This is a genomic window from Halobacillus litoralis (assembly GCF_020171725.1).
In the GTDB taxonomy this organism is placed as follows: Bacteria; Bacillota; Bacilli; order Bacillales; family Halobacillaceae; genus Halobacillus; species Halobacillus litoralis_F.
In genome coordinates this window covers 125,363-143,348 of the sequence record NZ_JAIVAJ010000001.1, presented here as the reverse complement: position 1 = coordinate 143,348, position 17,986 = coordinate 125,363, and the positions used below count along the sequence as shown (strand labels likewise).

Here is a 17,986-nt window from a genome sequence, read left to right as displayed (position 1 = left end):
CGTCTGACGTAGGTTTATGGACTGATTAGGTAGATGAATCCGTTTAGCAATGCAAAGAAGAGGATGGCTCTCCATCCTCTTTATGCTTTTTTGATAAGGAATTGTTTATCTTACGAAGCGAATTTATTATAATGAGAACTAGATTACCTAAAATGGAATGTTCGTTGAACGATAATAGCCATTAATAAAATGATATGAGGTGCTGACGATGAAACAAAGTCAAATGCTTATTCCAACATTAAAAGAAGATCCTGCAGATGCGGAAATACAAAGTCATAAACTGTTGACCCGTGCCGGGTACATAAGGCAGATTGCTGCAGGGATCTACAGCTTCCTTCCGATTGGACAACGTGTCCTGAAGAAGGTCGAAAATGTTGTAAGGGAAGAGATGGAGAAAATCGGTGCTCACGAAATGATGATGCCGGCTCTTGAACCTTCAGAGCTTTGGAAGGAGACAGGAAGATGGACGACGTTCGGTTCTGAACTGATGCGTCTCAACGACCGCAACAACCGTGAGTTTGCGCTCGGAGCAACACACGAGGAGGTCATCACAAGCCTTGTCAGGCATGAAGTGAAAAGCTATAAGCAGCTGCCTTTATCTGTATTCCAAATCCAGAATAAATTCCGTGACGAAGCCCGTCCCCGCTTTGGACTGCTTCGTGGTCGTGAATTCCTCATGAAGGATGCGTACTCCTTCAATGAATCCTACGAGAGCCTGGATGAGACGTATCAAAAGATGTTTGATGCTTATTCCAACATCTTCAGCCGTCTCGGACTCAACTTCCGTGCTGTCATCGCAGACTCAGGAGCGATGGGCGGAAAGGACACGCACGAATTCATGGTCCTATCTGAAGTAGGAGAAGACGTAATCGCCTACTCCGACACGTCACGCTATGCGGCGAACGTGGAAATGGCTCCGGTTGTCGCAACCTATGAATCTTCAAATGAAGAACCACAGCCAATGGAGAAAGTCGAAACGCCTGGTCAAAAGACGATGCAGGAAGTAGCAGACTTCTTGGGGCACAGCCTCCAACAAGGATTGAAGGCCATCTTGTTCCAGGTCGACGAAGAGTTCGTACTCGTTGTAACCCGAGGCGATCATGAAGTGAATGATGTAAAGCTTAAAAACTTGTTCGATGCTGGCATGGTTGAACTTGCATCTGAAGAAGATACGAAGAGGCTCCTAGGTACCGGATTCGGGTCGATTGGTCCTGTAGGCGTTCCGGAAGAGGTGAAAGTTGTTGCCGACTCAGCAGTCGAAGCTCTTGTGAACGTTTCCTGTGGAGCAAATGAAGAGGGGTATCACTACACGAATGTGACACCTGGTCAAGACTTCGAAGTTCTGAACTATGCTGATCTACGATTCATTCAGGAAGGAGATCCTTCACCGGACGGGGAAGGGGTCATCCAATTCGCTCGAGGCATCGAAGTCGGACACGTCTTCAAGCTCGGAGAATTCTATTCAGAGCGTATGAATGCAAGCTTCCTGAATGACCAAGGGAAAGCGACGACCATGATTATGGGCTCATACGGCATCGGGATCTCCCGTACGCTCGCCGCAGTGGTCGAACAGTACCACGATGACCGAGGCATTACGTGGCCAGCGAACATCGCACCGTATCAAGTTCATCTTTTATCCATGAACCCGAAAAAAGAGGACCAAAAAGATCTTGCTGACCAACTTTATCAGGAGCTGCTTGATGCAGGGATCGAAGTCCTATACGATGACCGCAAAGAGCGCGCAGGCGTGAAGTTCGCAGACAGCGACCTGTTCGGAATCCCTGTAAGAATTACAGTAGGCAAGCTTGCTGGTGAAGGCATTGTAGAAGTCAAAGAGCGTGCAACCGGTGAACAGTCAGAATTGAACCGCAAGGAAATCATTGACTACGTACGCAACTGGTACAACGCATAAAAACAGAAACGAAAACGCCCGGGGCTGAAGCATTCTTGTCCTGTGGCGTTTGTCGTTTGTATAGAGAATGAAAGAAAGAGAGGGGACCCCTATGAGTGTCAACAATCAGGAAAAGATGCATTACTTGCTGGAACAAATCCAATTCCCTCATGAACTGATCGAACCTCATTTCAAAGACAGCGCACTGAAGAAACTGATCGTCCATAAAGAGAAAAAGCTTTGGCATTTTCACTTCGATCTGCCGAAACCGCTGCCGCCATCTGTTTATGACCTTTTTACAACGAAACTGATGTCTTCTTTCCGTCCCATTGCAGAAGTGGACTGGACGATGGAGACGAGGAGTAAAGAACTGACACCAGAAGAAATCACGGAATATTGGCAGAGTTTCATTAAGACGATGACAAACTTGTCACCGGCTTATAAAGATCTGCTGATGGAACAGATTCCTGAAGTAAACGGGAATAAGATTATGTTAACTTGCAGGAATTTGGCCGAAAGTCATGCTGTGAAGAAGAAAGTGGATCCTTCCCTGCAGGCGTACTGTGCAAAAACAGGGCTTCCAGCGCTCATGTTTTCTACTAAAGTGCAGGAAGAAAAAGAACAAATCAAAAAGTTCCAGGAAGAGCGTCAGAAAGAGGACAAGCTTCTCGTCCAGCAAGCTGTGAAGGAACAAGAAGAGCGTGCTAAAGAAAAAGATGATACGAAGCCGAAAGGTCCTCTTGAAATTGGGTATAAAATCCAGGATGACCCTGTACCGATGGAGACGATCGAAGAAGAAGAGCGCCGTATGACGGTCCAAGGATACGTTTTCGATTCTGAGGTGAAGGAATTGCGCTCCGGTCGTCATCTGCTTTTATTGAAAGTGACGGATTATACGGACTCCTTCTCGATTAAAATGTTCTCACGTGGTGATGACCATGCCGAGCTTTTCCAACATATTAAAAAGGGCATTTGGATTAAAGCCCGCGGCGGCATTCAGACGGATAACTTCACAAATGAACTGACGATGATGGCGAATGACATCAACGAAGTGAAGCCGGCGCTTCGTCATGATGATGCACCGGAAGGAGAGAAGCGGATTGAACTTCACGCTCACACGACGATGAGCATGATGGATGCTCCTGTTTCTCCGGATCGATTGATCAGCCAGGCTGCATCATGGGGGCATGAGGCGATTGCAATCACCGACCATGCTGTTGTTCAGGCTTATCCGGATGCGCACGGCGCAGGTGCGAAGAATGGCATCAACATTTTGTATGGAATGGAAGCGAACCTTGTTGATGACGGAGTGCCGATTGCTTATGAAGAGCAGGATCGTGATCTTGAGACGGACACCTACGTCGTTTTTGACGTCGAGACAACAGGACTCTCCGCTGTCTATGACAAAATCATCGAGCTTGCTGCAGTGAAAGTGAAAGGCGGCGAAATCATCGACCGGTTCGAGCGGTTCGCAAACCCTCACCAGCCCCTCTCACAGACGACGATCGACCTGACGGGGATAACAGACGACATGGTAAAAGATGCACCGGAAATCGAAGACGTCTTGAAGGACTTCAACGAGTGGATGGATGATGATATTCTAGTCGCCCATAACGCGAGCTTCGATATGGGATTCTTGAACGCAGGGTTTCAGCGCGTCGGCATTGGAAAATCGACCAATCCGGTCATTGATACATTGGAGCTTGCAAGGCTATTGGTGCCTGAGCTTAAGAACCACCGATTGAACACACTTTGTAAGAAGTTCGACATTGAATTGACCCAGCACCACCGCGCCATTTACGATGCGGAAGCAACGGGCTATCTTCTTTGGAAACTTGTCAAAAAGGCAATGGAGCGAGGCATCACCAATCACAAGAATTTCAATGACTATATGGGAGAAGGAAAAGCCTATCAACGTTCAAGACCTTCTCACTGTATCCTTATTGCCCAGAATAACACCGGTCTTAAGAATATGTACCGATTAGTTTCTGAGTCTCACTTGAACTACTTTTACCGGGTTCCTAGAATCCCAAGGTCCCGTCTGCAGAAATACAGGGAAGGTATTATAGTCGGCTCTGGCTGCGACAAAGGGGAAGTATTCGAGACGATGATGCAGAAGTCAGAGGAAGAAGCTGAGAAAGTGGCGGCGTTTTACGATTACCTTGAAGTGCAGCCGCCTGGAAACTATCAGCACTTGATCGAAAAAGATCTTGTTCAGAACGAGGCACAGATTTTGGACATCTTAAAACGCATCGTCTCGATGGGCGATCGTATAGGCAAAACGGTGGTGGCAACAGGAAACACTCACTATGTTGAACCGCATGAAGGCAAGTACCGTGAGATTCTTATCAAATCTCAAAATGGTAATCCGCTTGCCCGTCAGACGCTACCGCAAGTCCATTTCAAAACAACGAATGAAATGCTGGATCATTTCAGCTTCCTTGGCGAAGAGAAGGCAAAGGAAATCGTCGTCACGAACACGCATAAAATTGCCGGTCAAATAGGGGAAGTCAACCCTGTGAAAGACGACTTGTACACGCCGAACATTGAAGGCGCAGATGACGAAATTCGTCAGATGTCCTATAACAAAGCGGAAAGCATTTACGGCGCACCGATTCCTGAACTCGTTGAAAAGCGTTTGGAAAAAGAATTAAAGAGTATCATTGATAACGGCTTCTCCGTTATCTACCTGATCTCCCAAAAGCTCGTAACGAAATCTCTCGATGATGGGTACCTAGTAGGTTCCCGTGGTTCCGTCGGCTCATCTTTCGTTGCAACAATGACCGACATTACAGAAGTGAACCCGCTGCCTCCGCACTACGTCTGTCCGAACTGTCAATATCATGAGTTCTTCACAGACGGCTCTGTCGGAAGCGGCTTTGACTTAGAAGAGAAGGACTGTCCGGAATGTTCTACAGCGATGAAAAAAGACGGACAGGACATTCCGTTCGAAACGTTCCTTGGATTCAAAGGGGATAAAGTTCCCGATATCGACTTGAACTTCTCAGGCGAGTACCAGCCACAGGCCCACAACTATACGAAAGTATTGTTTGGTGAGGACAATGTGTTCCGTGCCGGAACGATCGGTACCATTGCCGAGAAGACGGCTTATGGTTATGTGAAAGGCTACGCCGGAGACAATCAGCTGCAATACAAAAATGCAGAAGTCGACCGGCTCGTGCAAGGGTGCCAAGGTGTAAAACGGACAACCGGTCAGCACCCTGGTGGAATCATCGTCGTTCCGGACTACATGGATATTTTTGATTTCTCACCTATTCAGTTTCCGGCAGATGATCAGAAGTCGGAATGGAAGACGACACACTTCGATTTCCACTCGATTCACGATAACCTGCTTAAGCTCGATATCCTCGGACACGATGACCCGACGGTCATTCGTATGCTTCAAGATTTAAGTGGTATTGACCAGAAGGAAATCCCTGTCGATGATCCCGAAGTTATGAAGATCTTCAGTGGTCCTGAAGCGCTCGGCGTAACAGCCGATCAAATCATGTGTAAAACTGGAACACTTGGCGTACCGGAATTCGGAACACGATTCGTAAGGCAGATGCTTGAGGACACGAAACCGAAGACGTTTGCAGAGCTCGTCATTATTTCAGGACTGTCACACGGAACCGACGTTTGGCTCGGGAATGCGGAACAGCTGATCAATGACGGCATCTGTACGCTCCCTGAAGTAATCGGTTGTCGTGATGACATTATGGTCTACCTTATGCACAAAGGTCTTGAACCTTCCTTAGCCTTTAAAATCATGGAGTTCGTCCGTAAAGGAAGAGGGCTCCAGGATGAGTGGATTGAAGAAATGAAGAAACATGGTGTACCGGATTGGTACATTGATTCATGTAAGAAGATCAAGTACATGTTCCCGAAAGCACACGCCGCAGCCTACGTTCTGATGGCTGTAAGGATCGCTTACTTCAAGGTTCATTATCCGATCTATTTTTATGCCGCGTACTTCACCGTTCGTGCGGGAGACTTCGATCTCGAAACAATGGTGAAAGGCTCGGACGCCATTCGTGCGAGAATCAAAGAGATTCAGCAGAAAGGGTTCGATGCAACGCCGAAAGAGAAAAACCTGGTTACAGTACTCGAGCTTGCCCTTGAAATGTGTGAACGCGGCTATCACTTCAAGAACGTCGACCTGTACGAATCTAGCGCGACAGACTTCTTAGTTGAAGGGAACGGATTGATTCCACCATTCAACGCGGTTGATGGTCTTGGTACGAACGCTGCAATCAATATTGTCAACGCCCGGAAAGAAGGTGAGTTCCTCTCTAAGCAGGATTTGAGAGAGCGAAGCAAAATCTCGAAGACGGTTCTTGAGTACCTCGACAACTTCGGCTGCCTCGAAGGTATGCCGGATGAAAACCAGTTGTCCCTGTTTTAAGCGCATTCGTGCTTCGGTGTCTGTTCAGCGAATACACCGTTTGCTAGAAGAGGAATAGGCAAGCCCGAAAGGCAGAGGCTTAGCTGATTTGCATAATTCAAGCATGTATGGTATATTTTTTATGGTGTTAAGAGCGATAGTAACGACCGAAAGAGTGGGGCAACCCACTCTTTCGTCATATTTATCGCAGAGCGATGGATTTTGTAAAGGCATCACGCCTACCGTGAGACGAAACCGCTATGATCATTGTCATAGCGGTTTCTCATGCATGGCACAGCAAACCCTCTGGTCAAACATGAAATGAAACGGCCGAAACACAGCCATACTAAAACCAACAAATATATGAAGAATTGGTTTCCTAAAGGAGGGAAGAACATGAGCAATCATGTTGTTACCGTAACAGAAGAACTCGTTCAGCCGATTTTAGACGATATGAACTTGGAACTCGTCGACGTCGTGTATGAACAGGAAGGGTCAAACTGGTACTTGCGTGTCTTCATCGACAAACCGGGCGGTGTAGATATTGAAGAATGTGGACAGGTATCTGAAAAACTCAGCGAAAAGCTGGATGAAAAAGACCCGATTGACATCGCGTACTTCCTAGAGGTTGCCTCTCCAGGAGCGGAACGGCCGCTTAAGTCTGAGAGTGACTTCGAAAAGTATGTAGGCGAATATGTGTATATGAAACTGTATGAACCAATTGATGGGGAAAAGGAATTCGAAGGCACATTAAAATCATTTGAAAATGAAGTGGCCACTGTCGAGATCCGAATTAAAACAAGAACGAAACAACTCGAAGTACCATTTAACAAAATTGCCAAAGCCAACTTGGCCGTAAGCTTTAATTAAGGGGGAGGAAGACCGTTGAGTAGTGAATTATTTGATGCCATGAATTATTTAGAGAAGGAAAAAGGCATCGACAAAGACCTTTTGCTAGAGGCGCTTGAAGCAGCGCTCATATCAGCATATAAGAAGAACTTTAACTCTGCGACGAACGTTCGTGTCGATATTAATGAAGATGAGGGCGTCATGAAAGTGTTTGCCCGTAAAGAAGTAGTTGAAGAAGTGATGGATCCTCAGGAAGAGGTTTCCCTTGAATATGCTAAAGAAGTGGATCCGAACTATGATATTGAAGATGTCATTGAAGTAGAAGTGACGCCGATGGACTTCGGTCGAATCGCCGCACAAGCCGCTAAGCAGGTTGTCACACAGCGTGTGCGCGAAGCCGAACGCGGAATCATTTACGGTGAGTATGTAGACCGTGAAGAAGACGTCATGACTGGAATCATCCAGCGTAAAGACCCACGCTTCGTTTACGTCAACCTAGGTAAAATCGAAGCACGTCTTCCGGAAGGCGAGCAGATGCCGACGGAAACGTATGAAGTTCACGACCGCCTGAAAGTGTTTGTGACAAAGGTTGAGAACTCGAACAAAGGACCGCACATTTATGTATCCCGTACACATCCGGGACTATTGAAGCGACTTTTCGAAATGGAAGTACCAGAAATCTATGACGGAACAGTCGAAGTGATTTCTGTAGCAAGAGAAGCGGGAGACCGCTCCAAGATTTCCGTTTACGCGGAGAACCAAGAAATCGATCCAGTCGGTTCCTGTGTCGGTCAGCGTGGACAGCGTGTTCAAACGATTGTCAACGAGCTGAAAGGCGAGAAGATCGACATCGTGCAGTGGTCTGAAGACCCTGTTGAGTATGTTTCAAACGCGCTTAGTCCTTCTAAAGTCGTTGAAGTACTCGTAAATGAGGAAGAAAAAGCGACGACCGTTATCGTACCAGATTATCAACTGTCTCTTGCAATTGGTAAGCGTGGTCAGAATGCCCGTCTTGCTGCGAAGTTGACAGGTTGGAAGATTGATATCAAGAGTGAGTCTGAAGCCCGTGAAGAAGGACTTCTGTCTGAGGAAGCGGACGTAGAAGAAGATTTCGAAGACGACTGGTCTGAAGAATAAGGAGGGGGAGCCACATGGCCCGTTCCAAGAAAACGCCACTTAGAAAGTGCGTTGTTACCCAGGAAATGTATCCGAAAAGTCAATTGATCCGAGTCGTCAGGAACAAAGAGGGAGAGGTCTTTGTCGACGAATCGGGTAAAAAGAACGGCCGCGGCGCTTACGTATCCAAGGATGTCAGCGTCATTGAGCGCGCGGAGCAACAAGAGGTTCTGAATCGTCATTTAAAGGCGGATGTAGACCCTGAAATCTATCAACAACTTAAAGCGATCATAGAGGGCGGCTCATGAGCGGCAGTTACTTAAATCTCCTTGGCCTGGCTGTACGTGCCGGAAAGTGTACGTTCGGTGAAGGGGCTATTGTAAAGGAGATACAGAAAAAGAATGCCAAAGTCGTCCTGATTGCGAATGATACGGGAAAACAAACGAAAAAAAAGCTCACAGATAAGTGCAGCTTTTATCACATACCTTGCTACACGGTGGATGATCGGGATACGTTATCACAAGCCATCGGAAAGGAAGGGAGAGTCGCGATCGCAGTTCTGGACCAAGGATTTGCGAAAAAGTTGCAATCGCTGCTCGATGAATCTATTCGGGGGTGAAGATTGATATGAGTAAAATGCGTGTATATGAATATGCCAAGAAAAACGAACTATCAAGTAAGCAGGTTATCGATAAACTGCAGAACATGAACGTAGAAGTGAACAATCACATGTCTACGCTTGAGGATGATGTGGCGAAGAAACTGGACCAGGAGTTCGGGGTCGGCCAGAAGAACAACCAAAACACATCCAAACCTAAAAATAAGAAACCACAAAACAAAAAGCAACAAAACAATAAACAAAAGCAGAATCAAAACCAAAACCAGAAGCCTCAACAACCTAAAAAGCAAAAACCTAAAACACCAGAAAAGATTACTTACTCTGGTTCTCTTACAGTAGGAGAGCTTGCCGAGAAGCTTGGAAAAGATTCTTCAGAGATTATTAAAAAGTTGATGTTCCTTGGTGTCATGGCGACTAAAAACCAGGATCTTGATTCCGACTCGATCGAACTCCTTGCCGAGGAATTCGGAGTAGAAGTCGAAGAAGAAGTAATCGTTGATGAAACAGACATCGAAAACATGGTGTTCGACGATGATCCGGAAGACTTAGTAGAGCGTCCTGCTGTCATTACCATTATGGGGCACGTTGACCACGGTAAAACAACGCTACTGGACCGCATTCGTGATACGAAAGTAACGGAAGGCGAAGCAGGTGGAATCACTCAGCACATCGGTGCCTACCAAATCGAGAACAAAGGGAAGAAGATTACGTTCCTTGATACACCAGGTCACGCTGCTTTCACAAGCATGCGTTCACGTGGTGCGCAGGTTACAGACGTTGCCATCCTTGTTGTAGCAGCGGACGATGGTGTTATGCCGCAGACGAAAGAAGCCATCAGCCACGCTAAGGCAGCTGAGGTACCGATTATCGTTGCGGTTAACAAAATGGACAAAGAAGGAGCCAACCCTGATCGTGTCATGCAGGAACTGATGGAGTACGAATTGATTTCAGAAGACTACGGCGGGGAAACCATCTTCGTTAAAATGTCAGCTGTACAAGGGGATGGAATTGAAGAACTTCTTGAAATGATTACTCTTGTTTCTGAAATGGAAGAGCTGAAAGCGAACCCTGAGCGTGCAGCCTACGGAACAGTAATCGAAGCTGAACTTGACAAAGGGCGCGGACCTGTTGCAACACTTCTCGTTCAAAATGGTACGTTGAATGTAGGAGATCCGCTTGTTGTCGGAAATGCCCACGGTCGTGTGCGTGCAATGGTCAATGATCTGGGGCGCCGTGTGAAAACAGCTGCACCATCCACTCCGGTCGAGATCACGGGTCTGAACAATGTACCTCAAGCCGGTGACCGCTTCCTTGCTTTCGATGATGAGAAGAAAGCGAAATCTGTCGGTGAAGCACGTGCTCAGAAAGCACTTGAAGAAAACCGCAGCTCGAATGCAAGAGTCAGCCTTGATGACTTGTTTGAACAAATCAAACAAGGAGAAGTCAAAGACATCAACTTGATCGTCAAAGGAGATGTTCAAGGTTCTGTCGAAGCCTTGACGGGATCTCTTGAGAAGATCGACGTTGAAGGTGTGAAGGTGAAGATCATCCACACGGGTGTCGGAGCCATCACAGAGTCTGATGTTACGCTTGCTTCTGCTTCGAACGCCATCATTATTGGTTTCAACGTTCGCCCAGACGGGAATGCAAGAAAAGCAGCTGAGAGCGAAAATGTAGAAATCCGCCTTCACAACATCATTTACAAAGCGATGGAAGAAATTGAAGCGGCGATGAAAGGGATGCTTGATCCTGAATTTGAAGAACAGATTGTCGGACAAGTCGAGGTCCGTGAAATCTTCAAAGTTTCAAAAGTCGGAACGATCGCTGGTTCTTATGTAACGGATGGGAAAATCACTCGTCACTCAGGTGTTCGTGTGATCCGTGATGGTGTCGTCATCTATGAAGGTGAAATTGATGCACTGAAACGTTACAAAGACGATGCAAAAGAAGTCGCTCAAGGATATGAGTGTGGAATTACGGTTAAGAACTTCAACGACATCAAAGTCGGCGATATCATTGAGCCATACGAAATGAGAGAAATTGAACGCTCATGATTTTAAGCGCTGAAGTAGATTGTCTGATCTATGACGCTCAGTCCTTGAAACAGAAGCGCTCGGTGATCAAACGAATCACCACCAGGATCCAAAATGAATTTAATGTATCCGTAAGCGAACTGGATCATCAGAATCTGTGGCAGCGAACGACGATTGGTCTTGTCACGATTAACAGTGATAAAGTCATTGCTGAAAAAACGATCCAGCAGACCCTTGCGTTTATCGATTCTTTTCCAGAGATCGAACGCACAGAAACATCTTTAGAATGGCTGTGAACGAATTCCTCTCTGGAAAATGGTAAGCCGTAGCCCTCTTATTGGAGGGTCTTCGGCTTCTTTATCAAAAAAGAGGTGAACGAACATGAACGATTTACGTGCAAACCGTGTAGGAGAGCAGATGAAGAAAGAGCTTAGTGATATCTTGAACAAGAAGATCAAAGACCCGCGCGTCGGCTTTGTTACAGTTACGGAAGTAAAAGTAACAGGTGATCTTCAGCAGGCGAAAGTTTACATCTCCGTTCTTGGTGATGATAAACAACGCCATGATACGCTTGTAGGGCTTGCTAAAGCGAAAGGCTTCATCCGCTCTGAAATCGGACAGCGCATCCGTCTTCGCAAGACGCCTGAGATTATGTTCGAATTCGACGAAGCGATCGAGCGTGGAAACCGCATCGAAACGATCCTTCGCGATTTGAACGATACGGACAGCTGATAAGGATCCCTGCTTACTAAGCAGGTTTCTAAAAAGCGTTCAGAAGACGTTGTCAGAAACAAGAGGGTGCGGCCCTCTTGTACATAATCAAGGGACAGTATGCCTTCGCTGATAAGAAGGACAGCATGCTTGAACCTAAAGAAAAATCCGTGCCCCGATGCACGGATTTTATCTGTCTAACCTAGACACAAGAAAGCAAGGGGTGAACAACATGGATGGAATATTACCGCTTTGGAAGCCAAAAGGATACACCTCCCACGACTGCGTCAGTAAAGCAAGAGGGATGTTACGAACAAGGAAAGTCGGTCATACAGGTACACTGGACCCGGATGTTGAAGGAGTCTTGCCGCTTTGTATAGGTAAAGCCACGAAGATCGTCCCCTTTTTGACGGACACGGAAAAAGTGTACGAGGCAACCGTCACGCTTGGAAGCTCCACGGATACTGAAGATGCTTCCGGTGAGACAGTCGAAGAAAAACCCGTCTCAGAAGACTTGGACTTGCAGCGAGTGGAAGAGGTCCTTTCAGACTTCGAAGGGGAAATCACGCAAATTCCTCCGATGTATTCGGCCGTGAAAGTCAATGGGAAGAAGCTGTATGAGTACGCGCGTGAAGGTTTGGAAGTAGAACGACCTGAGAGAATCGTGACAATCAAGTCTATTGAACTAATGTCCGATCATGTGAAAAGGGAAGGGGAGGCCGCTTCTTTCGCCATCAGGGTCGTCTGCTCGAAAGGAACATATATCCGCACGCTTTGTGTGGACATCGGAAAAGCCCTCGGATATCCTGCCCACATGTCTCACCTGATCCGTACAAAAACAGGTGATATTACACGTAAGGACTGCTATACGCTCGAAGAGGTTCAGAAAGCGGCCGACGATAACGAGCAGCCTTCTCTGTTGCTTCCACTTGCCCGCGGACTGAATCATATGGTTACATGGGAAGTAGAAGAGAAATTTGTGGAGTGGATCAAGCACGGAAGGGTTTTGCAGCAGCCAGAAGACATACAGGAAGATGTATTTGTCGTAGAGTATGAAGGCACTGTGCTGGCCATTTACCAGAAACACCCGGCTAAACCTGGGCAAATCAAGCCTGTACGTGTCTTTCAATCCTAGTATTTTTTAGAAGCAGGTGAATAGAGTGGAAACGTATCGCTTATCGCATTCGTCAATGAATCAGTCGCTGGAAGTTGAACCGAGCGCTGTTGCAGTCGGTTTTTTTGACGGTGTTCATAAAGGGCATCAAGCTGTCATTCAAAAAGCAAAAGAGCAGGCGGATTACATGGGCATCCGCTGTGCGGTGATGACATTCGATCCGCATCCATCAGTCGTTTTGAAAAAAGAAAAAGTAAACGCCAAATATATCACTCCGCTCAAAGAGAAAGAAGAAATCTTATCTTCAATGGGCGTGGACTATTTGTACGTCGTTACATTTGACAAAGAACTCGCTCAGCTTTCCCCACAGGCGTTCGTAGATGATTTCTTTGCAGGGCTTCACGTCCGGCATGTGGTGGCTGGCTTCGACTTTTCGTTTGGTCATAAAGGAAAAGGAACGATGGACATGCTGCCTGAATTGTCGAGAGGTCGCTTTTCACAAACGGTCATCCCAAAAGTAGAGAAGGAAGAAGACAAAATCAGCTCTACTAGAATTCGAGGTTTGTTGGATGAAGGCGGGGTACAGGAAGTCGAGTCGCTGCTTGGAAGGCCTTTTACTATGAAGGGAACCGTTGTAGAAGGCGAGAAGAGAGGGAGGACGATCGGTTATCCAACGGCAAATGTCAATGTAGGATCCGATTACTATTTCCCTTCTACAGGGGTTTATGCTGTGAGTGTGAGGGTTGAAGGCTCAACCTATTACGGCATGGCCAACCTCGGTGTCAAACCTACCTTTGAAGGGGAAAGGCAGCCGAGCCTGGAAGTTCATATATTTGATTTGAATCAAGATCTTTACGGCATGACGATCAGCGTACAGTTCAAAGACAAAGTACGCGATGAGAAGAAGTTCTCAGGAATTGAGGCACTGAAGGGGCAGCTAAGCGATGATGAAGCTCAGATTCGACACTTTTTCTCTCTTGATTAATGGATTTCCCTTGCATTTTTTCAGCAAAAAATGTACTGTATAGTATGGAACCTTCGCTTGGCGTTCTGTTACTCCGACGTTCGCTGGGGGAAAGGGAATTTTTAATTTTTATAGGAGGTGTAGTCACACAATGGCTATCACACAAGAACGTAAACAAGAACTGATTAATCAGTACAAAACTCATGACAACGACACAGGTTCTGCTGAAGTACAAATCGCTGTACTTACAGAGCAGATCACAAACCTGAACGAGCACCTGCGCACACACAAGCAGGATCACCACTCTCGTCGTGGACTTCTTAAAATGGTAGGTAAACGTCGTCACCTATTGAACTACCTACGTAATAAAGACATTACACGTTACCGTGAGATTATTAAGAGCCTAGGCTTGCGTCGTTAATGTACAGGGAAAAAAGCGGGATAATTCCCGCTTTTTCTGTATGTTTACATAAATAAGCGTGTAAACTTACGATAAACAAGCATGTAAGCACACATCTGTGCTTTTTGAAATTCAAAGAGGTATTTACTTGAGAGGAGTAAGTTTTATGGCAGAAGAAAAACAAGTGTTTTCTATTGATGTCGCCGGCCGTACCCTGTCGATTGAAGTAGGGGAACTGGCGAAACAAGCGAACGGTGCCGCTCTCATACACTACGGTGATACAACGGTACTTTCAACGGCAACAGGTTCCACTGAACCGAAAGACCTGCCGTTTTTCCCGTTAACCGTCAACTATGAAGAACGTCTGTATGCTGTGGGTAAGATTCCAGGAGGATTCATCAAACGTGAAGGTCGTCCGAGTGACAAAGCGGTTCTCGCTTCCCGTCTGATCGACCGTCCGATCCGCCCGATGTTCCCAGACGGATTCCGTAACGATGTACAAGTGATCAGCTCTGTTATGAGTGTTGATCAGGATTGTTCATCAGAATTCGCAGCGATGATTGGCTCATCCATTTCCCTTGGTGTTTCAAACATTCCATTCGGCGGCCCTATTGCGGGTGTAAACGTTGGACGAGTTGATGGTGAATTTGTCATCAACCCGACGATTGAACAGCAAGGAAAGAGCGATATTACGTTGACAGTTGCTGGAACGAAAGATGCGGTCAACATGGTTGAAGCGGGTGCTGAAGAAGTACCAGAAGCAGACATGTTGGAAGCGATCATGTTTGGTCACGAGGAAATCAAACGTCTCGTAGAATTCCAGGAAGAGATCATCGAAGCAACTGGACGCGAAAAAATGGAAGTTCAGCTGTTTGATCTTGATGAGGAATTGAAAGGTGCCGTTGAATCAGAAGCGACTGAAAAGCTGGCTGCTGCGATCCGCACCGAAGAGAAAAAAGCTCGTGAAACAGCGATTGACGAAGTGAAGAAAGAAATCATCGCTTCTTACGAAGAAGAGGAAGCCGATGAAGAGACGATCGGTAAAGTGAAAGACATCATGGAAAGCATCGTCAAAACGGAAGTGCGTCGCTTGATTACGAAGGAAAAAATTCGTCCTGATGGCCGTGGTGTGGATGAAATCCGCCCGCTGACGTCTCGTATCGGACTTCTTTCCCGCACACACGGTTCTGGATTGTTCACACGTGGACAAACTCAGGCGCTGAGTGTATGTACACTAGGAGCTCTTGGTGACGTTCAAGTATTGGACGGACTGGACCTTGAAGAGTCGAAGCGCTTCATGCACCACTATAACTTCCCGAAATTCTCTGTCGGTGAGACAGGCCCTATCCGTGGACCTGGTCGTCGTGAGATCGGACACGGTGCTCTTGGTGAGCGTGCCCTTGAGCAAGTGATTCCTTCTGAAAATGACTTCCCTTATACGATTCGTCTCGTATCTGAAGTGCTGGAATCAAATGGATCTACTTCTCAAGCGAGTATTTGTGCAAGTACACTTGCGATGATGGATGCGGGTGTGCCGATCAAAGCCCCTGTAGCCGGAATTGCAATGGGACTTGTGAAATCAGGAGACGATTACACGATTCTTACAGATATTCAAGGAATGGAAGATGCACTTGGCGACATGGACTTCAAAGTTGCCGGTACGGCTGAAGGTGTCACTGCATTGCAGATGGACATTAAAGTAGATGGATTATCCCGCGAAATTCTCGAAGAAGCGCTTCAACAGGCGAAGAAGGGTCGTATGGAAATCCTGAATCACATGCTGGAGACGATTCCGGAAACGCGTCAAGAGCTTTCTCCTTACGCACCGAAAATCATGACGATGAAGATCAGTCCTGATAAGATTCGTGATGTTATCGGACCGAGCGGTAAGCAGATCAATCAAATCATTGATGATACTGGCGTTAAGATTGATATCGAACAAGATGGTACGGTATTCATTTCCTCAACAGACGCAGAAATGAATCATACAGCGCGTAAGATCATTGAAGATATCGTACGCGAAGTCGAAGTCGGTGAGATTTATGACGGAGAAGTCAAACGAATCGAGAAATTCGGAGCATTCGTTGGACTGTTCAAAGGTAAAGACGGACTTGTTCACATTTCTGAGCTTGCAGAAGAGCGTATCGGAAAAGTCGAGGATGTTGTATCGATCGGCGATACGATCCGCGTTAAAGTGAAAGAAATTGATAATCAAGGTCGTGTTAATCTTTCCCGCAAAGCCATTCTCATTGAAGAGAAGAAGAAGCAGGAAGAAGCAAATAAAGAATCGTAAGGATTAAGAGGACACATGGATCGTTCCATGTGTTCACATATGATCCTTATCGATTACAGAAAAGAAACTGGTCCGCCAGTCTCTTTTTTTTATGCCCGAAAATCCAGTACGTACATAGAGGAACCGGGTTCTATCAGGAGGGCTTGTACATACACTCTTAATAGGGGTGTATCGAATGACACAGATGAAAATAGCGGGATGGATCATCGTTTTTTTCTTTTTTTTAGGAATGGGACTAGCCTTTGTGGAAAGCTCAGAAGGAGTTTCCGTCTTTAATGAAGAGGACCTACGGGATAAGATTGAAGAAAAGAAACAGGAATTTGAGAAGAAACCTCAGGATGCAGCCATCGATTCTGTATGGAAGAAAACACCGGGTTTGAACGGACGGAAGGTGGACGTAGAGGCATCTTTCCAAAAAATGAAGAAGAAAGGAAGCTTCGACTCAAAACTTCTTGTGTACAAAACGATTCCACCTGAGGTGTCCTTGAGTGATTTACCAGCTTCCCCTATTTACAGAGGTCACCCGGATAAGGAAATGGTCTCCTTTCTGATCAATGTGTCCTGGGGGGAGGAGTACCTGCCGGATATGATTGAGACGTTATCTGAGAAGAAAGTAAAAGCAACCTTTTTCATAGACGGTGCGTTTGCAAGAGATTTCACCAATCTCGTTCAAATGATTGATGAGGAAGGGCATACGATTGGAAGTCATGGGTTCGGTCATAAAGATATGGGAAGCATGTCAAAGCAGCAGGCAAGAACGAACCTGGAGCAGGCAGATGAATTTCTTTTTGCGCTTACGAAGAACAAAGTTGCCTACTTCGCCCCGCCATCTGGAAGCTTTAATACAGCTACTGTAGAAGCCGCGGGTGAAATGGGGATGGAGACGATTATGTGGACGGTGGACACCATCGACTGGAAAAAACCGACTCAGGACGTCCTGATGCAGCGAGTTCAGAGTAAGTTGCATAAAGGAGCTACCATACTCATGCATCCGACTGAGGTAACAGCCAAAAGTCTGCCTGGTCTCATCGATATGATAAAAGGGGAGGGCTATCGAATCGGCTCTCTTCCTCAACTGTTAAGTCCTGAACGATAGGGAGGTTTCGCTCATGAGGTTAACGTCACTCTCGCATAAAGAAGTCGTCGACATTCACAGCGGAGAGAAGCTTGGCGTACTGGGGAAAGCGGATCTAGTGATCGATCCAGAGTCTGGTGCCATTCTGTCTCTTGTCATCATGAACCAGTCGTTATTCGGTCGAGGGAATGCCAAGCAGTCTTTTAGCGTTTCATGGGAGCAGATTGAGACGATTGGAGAAGACATCATTCTGCTGAACCAGAGAAAAGAAGTACACGACCATTGATCATGGAAGAACAAAAGGGAAGCGCTCTGTTACAGACGGTGTGGGCAATGTGAACAGAACTGAGCGGAGGTATGGGAGTCTGCCTTCTATCTATAAAGCTGTTTCTCCAACACCGCTTCTCAAAATTTGAGAGATGTGATAAGACTTTCTCGACAACAAAAAAGCTCCGAACATCTATTTAGATGTTCGGAGCTTTTTTGTTGTCATCACCATTCACAAGCACCCGGTTCAGCTACATAGGCTGAAGTGTG

The 17,986-nt window shown here is 46.4% G+C and carries 15 protein-coding genes; all 15 read left to right on the top strand.

The window, feature by feature from the left end; translation table 11 throughout:
• Positions 1 to 208: 208 nt before the first annotated feature.
• The 15 genes from LCM20_RS00705 (at position 209) to LCM20_RS00635 (ending at position 17,735) form a co-directional block, all read left to right on the top strand.
• On the top strand, positions 209 to 1,912 hold the full coding sequence (locus tag LCM20_RS00705) for a proline--tRNA ligase (protein ID WP_225193502.1): 1,704 nt from the start codon (positions 209 to 211) through the stop codon (positions 1,910 to 1,912).
• 91 nt (positions 1,913 to 2,003) lie between these two features.
• Positions 2,004 to 6,296 carry a PolC-type DNA polymerase III gene (locus tag LCM20_RS00700; protein ID WP_225193501.1) on the top strand — a complete coding sequence of 1,431 codons (4,293 nt, stop codon included), beginning with the start codon at positions 2,004 to 2,006 and terminating at the stop codon, positions 6,294 to 6,296.
• A 375-nt stretch (positions 6,297 to 6,671) separates the two neighbouring features.
• Positions 6,672 to 7,145: a ribosome maturation factor RimP gene (rimP, locus tag LCM20_RS00695; RefSeq protein WP_225193500.1), complete on the top strand. Its 474-nt coding sequence runs from the start codon at positions 6,672 to 6,674 to the stop codon at positions 7,143 to 7,145.
• Between the two features lie 15 nt (positions 7,146 to 7,160).
• Entirely contained in the window at positions 7,161 to 8,261 is a 1,101-nt protein-coding gene (gene nusA, locus LCM20_RS00690; RefSeq protein ID WP_225193499.1) for a transcription termination factor NusA, read from the top strand.
• Between the two features lie 14 nt (positions 8,262 to 8,275).
• On the top strand, positions 8,276 to 8,548 hold the full coding sequence (rnpM, locus tag LCM20_RS00685; protein WP_225193498.1) for an RNase P modulator RnpM: 273 nt from the start codon (positions 8,276 to 8,278) through the stop codon (positions 8,546 to 8,548).
• Positions 8,545 to 8,859 carry a YlxQ family RNA-binding protein gene (locus LCM20_RS00680; RefSeq protein ID WP_225193497.1) on the top strand — a complete coding sequence of 105 codons (315 nt, stop codon included), beginning with the start codon at positions 8,545 to 8,547 and terminating at the stop codon, positions 8,857 to 8,859. The genes rnpM and LCM20_RS00680 overlap by 4 nt, the downstream gene beginning before the upstream one ends.
• A gap of 8 nt (positions 8,860 to 8,867) precedes the next feature.
• On the top strand, positions 8,868 to 10,913 hold the full coding sequence (infB, locus tag LCM20_RS00675) for a translation initiation factor IF-2 (RefSeq protein ID WP_225193496.1): 2,046 nt from the start codon (positions 8,868 to 8,870) through the stop codon (positions 10,911 to 10,913).
• Complete coding sequence (locus LCM20_RS00670) at positions 10,910 to 11,188, top strand: DUF503 domain-containing protein (RefSeq protein WP_225193495.1); 279 nt, start codon at positions 10,910 to 10,912, stop codon at positions 11,186 to 11,188. Before infB ends, LCM20_RS00670 begins: the two co-directional genes overlap by 4 nt.
• An 85-nt stretch (positions 11,189 to 11,273) precedes the next feature.
• Complete coding sequence (gene rbfA / locus LCM20_RS00665) at positions 11,274 to 11,624, top strand: 30S ribosome-binding factor RbfA (RefSeq protein ID WP_079480147.1); 351 nt, start codon at positions 11,274 to 11,276, stop codon at positions 11,622 to 11,624.
• Positions 11,625 to 11,835: 211 nt separating this feature from the next.
• Positions 11,836 to 12,738 (top strand): tRNA pseudouridine(55) synthase TruB, encoded by a 903-nt coding sequence (gene truB / locus LCM20_RS00660; protein WP_225193494.1) that lies wholly within the window; start codon positions 11,836 to 11,838, stop codon positions 12,736 to 12,738.
• A 55-nt stretch (positions 12,739 to 12,793) separates the two neighbouring features.
• Positions 12,794 to 13,702 carry a bifunctional riboflavin kinase/FAD synthetase gene (locus LCM20_RS00655; RefSeq protein WP_225193493.1) on the top strand — a complete coding sequence of 303 codons (909 nt, stop codon included), beginning with the start codon at positions 12,794 to 12,796 and terminating at the stop codon, positions 13,700 to 13,702.
• Between the two features lie 130 nt (positions 13,703 to 13,832).
• Positions 13,833 to 14,102, top strand: a complete 270-nt coding sequence (rpsO, locus tag LCM20_RS00650) for a 30S ribosomal protein S15 (protein ID WP_225193492.1) — start codon at positions 13,833 to 13,835, stop codon at positions 14,100 to 14,102.
• Positions 14,103 to 14,247: 145 nt separating this feature from the next.
• A complete protein-coding gene (gene pnp / locus LCM20_RS00645) occupies positions 14,248 to 16,374 on the top strand; it encodes a polyribonucleotide nucleotidyltransferase (protein ID WP_225193491.1) in 2,127 nt (708 codons plus the stop codon).
• Between the two features lie 175 nt (positions 16,375 to 16,549).
• Positions 16,550 to 17,470, top strand: coding sequence for a polysaccharide deacetylase family protein (locus tag LCM20_RS00640; protein WP_225193490.1), 921 nt, complete (start codon positions 16,550 to 16,552; stop codon positions 17,468 to 17,470).
• 13 nt (positions 17,471 to 17,483) lie between these two features.
• The gene (locus tag LCM20_RS00635) at positions 17,484 to 17,735 is read left to right on the top strand and encodes a YlmC/YmxH family sporulation protein (protein WP_225193489.1); all 252 of its coding nucleotides are present in this window, start codon (positions 17,484 to 17,486) and stop codon (positions 17,733 to 17,735) included.
• Positions 17,736 to 17,986: the final 251 nt, after the last annotated feature.